General features: G+C 63.7%; 7 protein-coding genes and 1 pseudogene. 5 read left to right on the top strand and 3 right to left on the bottom strand.

The window, feature by feature from the left end; translation table 11 throughout:
* Nucleotides 1–6 precede the first annotated feature (6 nt).
* On the bottom strand, nucleotides 7–615 hold the full coding sequence (locus EN818_RS28195) for a CDP-alcohol phosphatidyltransferase family protein (protein WP_095807516.1): 609 nt from the start codon (nucleotides 613–615) through the stop codon (nucleotides 7–9).
* A 260-nt stretch (nucleotides 616–875) separates the two neighbouring features.
* Between EN818_RS28195 and EN818_RS28200 the strand changes: the two genes are divergently transcribed.
* The 4 genes and pseudogenes from EN818_RS28200 to EN818_RS28215 all read left to right on the top strand — a co-directional run bounded on the left by EN818_RS28200 (nucleotide 876) and on the right by EN818_RS28215 (nucleotide 7206).
* Nucleotides 876–1355 (top strand): MarR family transcriptional regulator, encoded by a 480-nt coding sequence (locus tag EN818_RS28200; protein WP_095807710.1) that lies wholly within the window; start codon nucleotides 876–878, stop codon nucleotides 1353–1355.
* The gene (locus EN818_RS28205; RefSeq protein ID WP_095807515.1) at nucleotides 1352–2527 is read left to right on the top strand and encodes an HlyD family secretion protein; all 1176 of its coding nucleotides are present in this window, start codon (nucleotides 1352–1354) and stop codon (nucleotides 2525–2527) included. Before EN818_RS28200 ends, EN818_RS28205 begins: the two co-directional genes overlap by 4 nt.
* Before the next feature lie 122 nt (nucleotides 2528–2649).
* A pseudogene (locus EN818_RS28210) lies at nucleotides 2650–4181 on the top strand (DHA2 family efflux MFS transporter permease subunit).
* Between the two features lie 340 nt (nucleotides 4182–4521).
* The gene (locus tag EN818_RS28215; protein ID WP_129553992.1) at nucleotides 4522–7206 is read left to right on the top strand and encodes an EAL domain-containing protein; all 2685 of its coding nucleotides are present in this window, start codon (nucleotides 4522–4524) and stop codon (nucleotides 7204–7206) included.
* 20 nt (nucleotides 7207–7226) lie between these two features.
* Here the strand turns inward: EN818_RS28215 and EN818_RS28220 are convergent, their stop codons facing one another.
* Nucleotides 7227–7733 carry a CAP domain-containing protein gene (locus EN818_RS28220; RefSeq protein ID WP_095807709.1) on the bottom strand — a complete coding sequence of 169 codons (507 nt, stop codon included), beginning with the start codon at nucleotides 7731–7733 and terminating at the stop codon, nucleotides 7227–7229.
* Nucleotides 7734–7900: 167 nt separating this feature from the next.
* On the opposite strand from EN818_RS28220, the gene EN818_RS28225 reads away from it, so the two are divergent.
* Complete coding sequence (locus EN818_RS28225) at nucleotides 7901–8725, top strand: DUF2189 domain-containing protein (protein ID WP_095807512.1); 825 nt, start codon at nucleotides 7901–7903, stop codon at nucleotides 8723–8725.
* A gap of 182 nt (nucleotides 8726–8907) precedes the next feature.
* Here EN818_RS28225 and EN818_RS28230 read toward each other — a convergent pair whose 3' ends face one another.
* Nucleotides 8908–9540: a LysE family translocator gene (locus EN818_RS28230; RefSeq protein WP_095807511.1), complete on the bottom strand. Its 633-nt coding sequence runs from the start codon at nucleotides 9538–9540 to the stop codon at nucleotides 8908–8910.
* Between the last annotated feature and the right edge of the window lie 425 nt (nucleotides 9541–9965).

Genomic DNA, 9965 nt, shown 5'->3' on the forward strand with positions numbered 1-9965 from the left:
CAATGCTCAGCCAATGCGGCCAATAAGGCCGGCTCGTATCCGGTTTATGGCGGTCAGCAGCGAAAGCGTTGCCATGGCTGGAAACACGAAGGGCGTGATCACTGCCGGCCAAAGTCCGGCGCCAAACAGCACCGCGACGATGCCCAGCGCCAGCGCCCTGTCGCTCTTGCCGAGCGGCCCGGCATAATTACGCCCGATCCCGGCGGCGATGCCGAGCACCCCGGCGAACTCCGTCAGCATGGCCGTGATGGCGAAGGCCACGACAGCGCCGGCGCCAAATTGCCCGAAGGCGGCGAACGGCAGGATGAGCGCCAGGTCCGACGCGACATCGCAGATTTCATTGAGATACATCCCAAGCGTCGAGGCCTGGCCATGCTCTCGCGCCAGCATGCCGTCGATGGCGTTGAGCGCCATCCGTACGAAAAGCACGATGGGGATCAGAAAAAGCAGCGCGCCCCAGCCCGGGAAGGCCGCAATAATTGCGCCAGCCGATATGGAGAGGAGCGCGGCCAGCAGCGTTATGCCGTTGGCTGTCACCCCCATGACAGCCAGCCTGTCCGTCAACGGCCGCAGCCTGTCCTGGAAAGCCGGCTTCAGCGCATAGAGCGTCGGCATTGCATAGATCCCCCGATCCTTGTCATCAGCTGTATCATGAACATGCCGACCGGCGCTAGCGTGCGGCGAAAAACAGGGTGAAGTTTCAGACAGTTGAGGCCCTGTCATGAATGCATCGCCTCAAGGTGCGGCACCGCGGACCGCCAGTCTTCACCGGTCGCTAACCACGATGGTGATACATCGCCATCATGCCCATTTTCCGGCTTTTGGAGCGGCGCATCCCTCTTGAATAGTAAGCACGCTTATTATATATGCCGCTCATGGTTTCCGAACGCATTGAAAGATTGGGATTTCTGATCCACGACGTACAGCGCCTCATGCGCAAGCGCTTCGAGGCGCGCGCCAGTGGGCTCGGCCTGTCGTCGGCACAATGGCGGCTCCTGGTGCGCGTCGCCAAGGAAGCGGGCGTCGCCCAGGCGCGCCTCGCAGAGCTTCTCGAAATCGAGCCGATCAGCGTCTCGCGTCTGGTCGACCGAATGGAGGAGGGTGGCTGGATCGAGCGCCGCCCCGACGCCACCGACCGTCGGGTGCGCATGATCTTCCCGACGGAGAAGGCAAACGCGGCCTATGCCGAGGTGAAGAGCCTCGCCGGCGAAGTCTATGAGGAATCGCTGGCCGGCGTGTCGCCGGAAGATCGCCGGATTCTGATCCGGGTCCTGGATGCGATCGTGCAGAATTTGACGGACGGCGAAGCGTCGTCGTTGGAAAAGATGAAGAACACGGAAGGGCGAGCAGCATGAACGCGGCAGCCAAGATGGACGAGAACGTGACCAAGCTTGAACTGGAAGCGCCGGCAAGACCGGCGGCGCCTGCCTCCGTGGCGCCCGCGCCGCAGCCGGCGCCCGTGGCGCCGCAGAAGAAACGCACCGGCCGCTTCCTGCTGATGATCGCGCTGCCGCTGGCGCTGCTTGCCGGCGGCGTCTATGTCTGGGTGACGGGCGGCCGCTACCAGGAAACCGAGAACGCCAATTTGGAGCAGGCCAGGATTTCCGTCGCCTCCGATACGGCGGGACGCATCGTTCAGGTCGGCATCAGCGACAACCAGACGGTCAAGCAGGGCGACCTTCTCTTCGTCATCGATCCCGAGCCCTATCGGATCGCGCTGGCCGAGGCCGATGCGGCGGTCGCCGCCGCGCGGCTCAATGTCGAGCAGCTGCGCGCCGCCTACAGCCAGGCGATGGCGCAGGAAAAATCGGCCAGCAGCGAGGTCGACTACGCGCAGTCGCAATATGACCGCGCTGCCGATCTCGCCCAGAAGGGCATCAACGCCAAGTCTTCGCTCGACGAGGCCCGCAACGACCTCGACAAGGCCAAGCAGCAGCTGGCCGTGGCCCAGCAGGGCATCGTCAGCGCCAAGGCGGCGCTCGGCGGCAATCCGGATATCGAGACCGACAGGCATCCGACCGTGATGTCGGCGCTGGCCGCGCGCGACAAGGCCGCCTATGACCTTGCGCAGACCACGGTGAAGGCGCCGGCCGACGGCGTGGTGTATCAGGCGTCGTCCTTCAAGGTCGGCCAGTATGTCGGCGTCGGCACGCCGCTGTTTGCGCTGGTCGAGACCGGCGACACCTGGATCGACGCCAATTTCAAGGAGACCCAGCTCACCAACATGAAGCCGGGCCAGAAGGCCGAGATCGTGGTCGACACCTATCCGGGCAAGACCTTCGAGGCGACCGTCAAGGCGATCGGCGCCGGCACCGGTGCCGAGTTCTCGCTGCTGCCCGCCCAGAACGCCACCGGCAACTGGGTCAAGGTCACCCAGCGCATTCCGGTGCGCCTCGAACTGACCGACCCCGACGCCAAGATGGCGCTGCGCACCGGCATGAGCGCGACGGTTACTGTCGACACGGGCGTGGCGCGCGGGCTGCCTTGGATTTTCGGTCACGCCACCGCCAGCGAGCACGACCAGTAAGGACGGCGAAGCGCGCGGTGAACAGGGATCTGATTGTTTGAGTGGGAAGGATCGGCATTTGAGCCGAGCCGCCAAGCGGCTCGATCGAAGCTGAAGCGCTTCCGACACGGAAATTTCGCATCATGAGCACGCCGGAACCTTTCAAGGAAGTGCCCCACCGCGGCCTGATCACGGTCGCGCTCATGCTGGCCACGATCATGCAGGCGCTCGACACCACGATCGCCAATGTCGCGCTGCCGACCATGACCGGTGATCTCGGCGCCTCGCCCGACAACATCAACTGGGTGCTGACCTCCTACATCGTCGCGGCCGCGATCATGACGCCGGTCACCGGCTGGCTTGCCGACCGCCTCGGCCGCAAGCAGCTGTTTCTCACCGCCGTCGTCGGCTTCACCATCTTTTCCATGCTCTGCGGCCTCGCCTGGAGCCTCGAGACCATGGTGCTGTTCCGGCTGCTGCAGGGCGTGTTCGGCGCCGCGATCGTGCCGCTGTCGCAGACTTTCCTGCTCGACATCAACCCGAAGGAGCGCCATGGCCAGGCGATGGCCATCTGGGGCGCCGGCATCATGCTGGGGCCGATCCTCGGACCCACGCTCGGCGGCTGGCTGACCGAGAATTTCAACTGGCGCTGGGTGTTCTTCATCAACCTGCCGGTCGGCATCCTCGCCTTCCTTGGCATGGCCGCCTATCTGCCCGCCGTTGCCCGGCGCTTGCGCGGCTTCGATTTCTTCGGCTTCGCCATGATCTCGCTCGGCGTCGGTGCGCTGCAGCTCCTGCTCGACCGCGGCGGCGAGGTCGATTGGTTCTCCTCGGCCGAGATCTGGATCGAGCTTGGCCTGTCGCTCACCGGCTTCTGGGTGTTCATCATTCACACGGTGACGGCCGAGCATCCCTTCATCGATCCCAAGATCTTCCTTGACCGCAATTTCGTGACCGGACTGGCCTTCATTTTCGTCATGGGAGTGTTGATCCTGGCCTCGATGTCGCTGCTGCCGCCGATGCTGGCGACCATCTTCGGCTATCCGACCATGACCATCGGCGTCGTGTTGGGCCCCCGCGGTGTCGGCACGATGATTTCGATGCTGCTGGTCGGCCGCATCATGCACAGGATCGACGCGCGCATCCTCGTCGTCATCGGCTTTCTGCTCACCGCGCAATCGCTCTACACGATGGCGAGCTTCACGCCGCAGATGGACAACTGGCTGATCATCACGTCGGGCATCGTCCAGGGCTGGGCATGGGCATGGTGTTCGTGCCGCTGTCGACGGTTGCCTTCGCCACGCTCGACGAGCGCTACCGCACCGACGCCACCTCGCTGTTCAGCCTGGTGCGCAATCTCGGCTCCTCGATCGGCGTGTCGGTTGTCGCGGCGCTCATGGTGCGCAACACGCAGATCAATCACGGCGAGCTCGCGGCCTTCATCAATCCCTATAATCCGAACCTCTGGGCCGCTTCCCCGGCGGCGGCCAGCGGCGATCCGATGGCGCTTTCACAAGTGGACAGGGCGGTGAACCTGCAGGCGATGATGATCTCCTACGTCAACGATTTCAAAATCCTGATGGTGATGACGCTGCTGGCGATCCCGTTCGTGTTCCTGCTGCGCAAGCCCAAGGCGGCGCCGGCCGGTGCCGCGCCGGCGGCCCATATGGACTGAGTGTGGAAAGTAGCCTCAGCCAAAGCATCCATATTTTGCGCGACTGCATTAGCAATAGTTGATCCGCCCGGTTCCTAACAATGGGCCGCCAGCCCAAAGAATTCGAGCAAGTCTCGCGCCTGCGCGGCGCCTAGCAGAGCCGGTCGTCTGCAATCCGCTGGCCATCCATGCAGGCTTGTTATCTTGAGAACCCAGACCACAGCCGGTCACGTTGTGCAGCTTCCAGCTGTCTCCCGCGTGCGTTCACCTACCATTAGTATGTAATGGGCAAGATATCGCAGCCTTTAGCTGCCGCGGACCGCCTTGTTGTTTTCCCGGCATTGGGACGAAGGAACTCTGCTTGGCCACCAAACCATCAAGAGGGGCCAACGAAGCGCCAGAGAGGGCCGAACTGGCCGCACTGGCAAAGTTGGCAACAGCTTCCTACGAAACGCTCGAGCGGGAGCTTCGCGCCAGGATCACTGCGCTCGAAAGCCAGGCGCTGCGGTTCGAGACGGCCATCGACAACATCTCGCTCGGCATTTGCTTCTTCGGCGTCGACGAACGGATCATTCTGTGCAACCGCCGATATGCGGAGATCTACGGCATTGCGCCAGGCGCATTGCAGCCGGGCATGACGCTGCGCGAAATCATTGAACTGCGCGTGGCTGCCGGCACCTCGGTCATGCCGACCGACGCCTATCTCGAGGCGGCCCGGTCGGTGAACAAAGCGGGTGAGCCCAGAACATGGAACGCCAGACTAAGCGATGGCCGCACGATCGAGGTCCGCCACCAGCCGATGCCCGACGGCGGCTGGGTGGCCACGCATGAGGACATCACGGAACTCATCGCCAGCCGGCAGTTCGCCGACGAGCGGATCTCGCTGCAGGCGCTGATCGACTGGGTGCCGGATTATCTATGGATCAAGAGCGCCGATGGCCGCTTCGTGGTCGCCAACAAGGCGCTTGCCACCGACAGCGGGCGGGAAAAGACCAGCGACATGATCGGCCTGTCCGATTTCGATCTCCATGCCCCGGAGATGGCGCGCAGTTTTCACGATAGCGAACAGAGAATACTGCGCAGCGGAGAACCGATGATCGACGAGGAGGAATTCGTTGTCGATGCCTCCGGCGCCGGCAAATGGGTGTCCTCGACAAAGGTTCCCCTTCGCAATTCGGACGGCGAGACTCTCGGCCTGCTCGGCATCGCCCACGATATCACCGCCCGCAAGCGGGCCGACGTCCTCCGCGACGGGCAGGCTCACATTCTGGAAATGATCGCGACGGGCGCGCCGCTGGAGGACGTTCTTGATAAGCTGATGCTGCTGGTCGAATCCCAGCTCCACGCGATATTTGGATCGGTGCTCCTGCTCGACAAGAGCGGCCGCCTGCGGCACGGCTCGGCGCCCAGCCTGGCGAAAGACTATACGAGCGCCATCGACGGCAGCGCCATCGGTCCGAAGGCGGGATCGTGCGGAACCGCCGCCTACCGCCGGGAGCCGGTGTTCGTCACCGACATCACGCAGGATCCGCTTTGGGAAGGCTATCGCCATCTGGTCGCGCCCTATGGCTATCGTTCGTGCTGGTCGACGCCGATCCTTTCCCATCAGGGCGCGGTGCTTGGCGTCTTCGCCATGTACTCGATGACCGCACGCGAACCGACGGCCGCCGAAAGGAAGCTCATCGAATTCACCACGCACATCGCCGGGATCGCCATCGAGCGCAAGCTTTCCGTGGAGCAGATCCATTTCATGGCCAACCACGATGCGCTGACCGGGCTTCCCAACCGCGCGCTGCTGGAGGATCGTCTATCGCAGTCGATCCTCTACGCCCAGCGTTACGGCCGGTGGATAACGATCCTGTTCATCGATCTGGACAACTTCAAGCTGGTCAACGACACGCTCGGTCACAACGCCGGAGACGAGCTGCTGAAGACCGTCGCCAGCCGGATGGTCCAGTGCGTCACGCCGTCGGACACCGTCGTGCGGCTCGGCGGCGACGAATTCGTCGTCGTGTTGTCCGACCAGCCGACGAACCTCGATCACGCCTCCGAGATGGTGCGCAGGATCCAGGTTGCGATCGCGGCTCCAATTCAATTGGGAGGGCACCGGCTGAGGACCACCGCCAGCATCGGCGTGGCAAACTACCCGAAGGACGGAACCAGCCTGGACGCGCTGCTGGCCAATGCCGATGCGGCCATGTACAGCGCGAAGGAGTTCGGCCGCGACAATTTCCAGTTCTATGCTCCCGAGTTCAACATCAGGGCGCATGAGAAATTCGTGCTCCGGGAGGAGTTGCGAAACGCCTTGGCGCGTTCGGAATTCATGCTTCTCTATCAGCCGCAACTCGATCTCCGGACGGGGCGCATCTTCGCGGTCGAGGCGCTGGTCCGCTGGAAGCATCCGACACGAGGCATGGTGTCGCCCAGGACGTTCATTCCGACCGCCGAGGAATCGGGCCTGATCGTGCAGATCGGCGACTGGGTGCTGCAGGAGGCGTGCCGGCAGAACAAGGCCTGGCAGAATGCCGGACTGCCGCCGATCGCCGTCTGCGTGAATGTGTCCGCGCGGCAATTCCGCGAGAAGAACCTTGTCGCTCGTGTCGTCAAAGCCTTGGCGGACAGCGGCCTCGAGGCCCGCTATCTCGAGCTCGAGGTCACCGAAAGCCTGATCATGCAGGATGTCGATCTGGCGGTCTCCACGATGAACGAACTCCAGGCCCTGGGCGTGCAGATATCGATCGACGACTTCGGCACCGGCTATTCCAGCCTGAGCTCGCTGAAGACTTTTCCCGTCGCACGCTTGAAGATCGACAAGTCGTTCATCAACGATCTCGCCGCGGACGAGAACGACCAGGCTGTTGCCAGCGCCGTTATCTCACTGGGGCAGAAGCTCAACCTGAGGGTCATCGCGGAAGGCGTCGAAACCGACGACCAGGTGGCCTTCCTGCGCAAGAACAATTGCGACGAGATGCAGGGTTATCATTTCAGCAAGCCGATCGGCGCGCTCGAGATCGAGAAGATGCTCGGCGGCGGGCGCAAGGAATGACCGCGCCCGCGTGACGGCTCCTACCTGCCGAGCACCAGCGCCCAGTAGCGCAGATTGGGATCACGGCCGTCGCGCACATAAGCGAGTCCGAAGCGGCTGAAGTCAGGATCGAGCATGTTGCGGCGATGGCCGTCCGAATGCATCCACCTGTCGAACAGTTCCCGCTGGTCGAAAGTTCCCTCGGCGATGTTCTCTCCCGCGGCGCCCCGGACGCCGTTGTCCTTCATGCGCGAGGCGAAATCCTTGCCCCAGCCGGTGGTATGGCTCATGCGTGCGCCCGACGCCATGTAACCGGCCTGTTGGAGCGCCGCCTGCTCGAGCTGCGTATCCGGAACCAGCGCCGGCAGACCGGCAGACGAACGGATGCTGGCCAGCGTGGTTGTGGCGGAGGACGAAACGCCGGCGCCTTCGCCGGTCGGCAGCGAGGTGGTGCTGCAGGCGGCGACAGCGCCGAGTGCTGCCAGCCCGGCGGCCCCGAGCAGCATGCGACGATTGAGGAGGGAAGATTCGGTGGTGGAGATGGTCATATCGCCTCTGATACCGGCGATCATGGCTTTTGCCGGGCAGATGACAAAAATCGCCTGAAGCGGCGACTCTTGGTCCAGTATCGGTTATGGTCGCAGCGTTTAGAAGTGGCAGCCTTGGGCGGCCACCCCCCAGGAGGTGACCGCCCCGACATCAACGGAGGACGGTTATGGCCGGTTTTCATGTCATGGCGGACGCGCAAGGGATGCATGTGCAGCCCACGGTGCGCCACATCACCACGTCGGATCTTTGGGATGCGCTGCGGCTCGGCGCCGAGGACTTCTGGGCCAAGCCGTCCCACTACGTGTTCCTGTGCCTGATCTATCCGATCGTCGGCCTGATCCTGACGCGATGGACCTCCGGCTCCAACGCCATCCAGCTTGTCTATCCGCTGATGTCGGGCTTCGCGCTGATCGGCCCCTTCGCGGCGATCGGCCTCTATGAGATCAGCCGCCGGCGCGAGCTGGGCATGAGCAGCCGCTGGCACCATGCGCTCGACGTACGCCATTCACCAGCGCTGCCCTCGATCGCGGTGATCGGCATCCTGCTCTTCGCCCTCTTCCTTCTGTGGCTGTTCACTGCGCAGTCGATCTACACCAGCCTGTTCGGCGCCGAGCCGCCGGCTTCCGTGGGCACCTTCCTGCGCGAGGTGCTGACGACCGGCAAGGGCTGGACGCTGATCCTGCTCGGCAACGCCGCCGGCTTCGTCTTCGCCGTCATCGTGCTGGCGACGACGGTCGTGGCCTTCCCGCTGCTGCTCGATCGCGATGTCGGCGCCGTCTCGGCCATCGAGACGTCGGCGCGCGCAGTGATGGCCAACCCGCTGCAGATGGCGCTCTGGGGCCTGACTGTGGCCGTGCTGCTGGTGATCGGCTCGATCCCGCTGTTTGCCGGCCTTGCCGTCGTGGTGCCGGTCCTCGGTCATGCGACCTGGCATCTTTACCGCAGGGTTGTGGAGCCGGAGAAGAGCCGGCCGGTGCGCCGGCCGATGTAGAGCAAAACCTGGGCGCGCTGAGATTCAGCTCGGGCCGGGCCTGAATATCGCCGGCCCGGCTGGAGCGGCTCACCGTTTCAAACGGCAAGCCGCTCTATCTCTTTGTTTTGACGCAAATTCCGGACGGAAGGCTACGGCGAAGTCGCCGAGCCCAACCGTTTCACACTCTTGCTGGAATTGCTCTACCGTTGCGCCTCGGTCGCCATCCTCAGCGCCAGCGCGGCCAGCACAGTGCCCATCATCCAGCGCTGGATGACCAGCCAGAACGGCCGTCCGGCAAGGAAGGTGGCGATCGAGCCGGCGGTCACCGCGATGATGGCGTTGACGGTGAGGCTGATCGAGATCTGCGTCACGCCCAGCACCAGAAGCTGTGACAGAACATGGCCCTTCGCCGGGTTGATGAACTGCGGCAGCAGCGAAAGATAAAGCACCGCTACCTTCGGGTTGAGCAGGTTGGTCATCAGCCCCATGACGAACAGCTTGCGCGGCCTGTCCTTCGGCAACTCGCGGACCTGGAATGGCGAGCGGCCGCCGGGCCTGAGCGCCTGCCAGGCCAGCCACAGCAGATAGAGCGCGCCGGCGAAGCGCAACGCGTCATAGGCAAAAGGCACGGCGAACAGCAGCGCCGTGATGCCGAACGCAGCCGACAGCACATAGAACAGGAACCCCAGCGCCACGCCGCCGAGCGAGATCAGCCCGGCCTTCGGCCCCTGCGACAGCGCGCGCGAGATCAGGTAGATCATGTTCGGTCCCGGCGTCAGCACCATGCCGAGGCAGATCAGCGCGAAGGTGAAATGGTTGGCGGCGTCGGGCATCGGGGTCTCCAGCGATGCCGGAACATTCCCCAACTGTGCCGCATCCGCAAGAGCTTCAGACGAGGAGTGTTTGCGCCACCGCTGACAATTGGCGAAAGCGGCGTAGCTGCCAATCTCCCCCCTTGCGGGGGAGATGCCTGGCAAGGCAGAGGGGGGTGCTGTCCCGCCAGCCTTTCGCCCTACCCATGCACGCTGGTTGTAAAAATAGACCACGCCTAGGTCTGTGTTCCCGCACACCCCTCTCTGTCCTGCCGGACATCTCCCCCGCAAGGGCCAGGGCTATCGCATATGAGTAAGCGCCTGGATGAGGTAGTCGTCATTCCAGGCGCATTTCTTGATGCGGTGGCTAATGGGGACTTTGTCGACATCGGCGCCCTGAAGGATGTTTCTGGCGATGCGGTTGAGGAGCGCGGTGTTGGCGGGAG

The sequence above is a fragment of the Mesorhizobium sp. M3A.F.Ca.ET.175.01.1.1 genome (genome assembly GCF_004791945.1).
GTDB lineage: Bacteria > Pseudomonadota > Alphaproteobacteria > Rhizobiales > Rhizobiaceae > Mesorhizobium.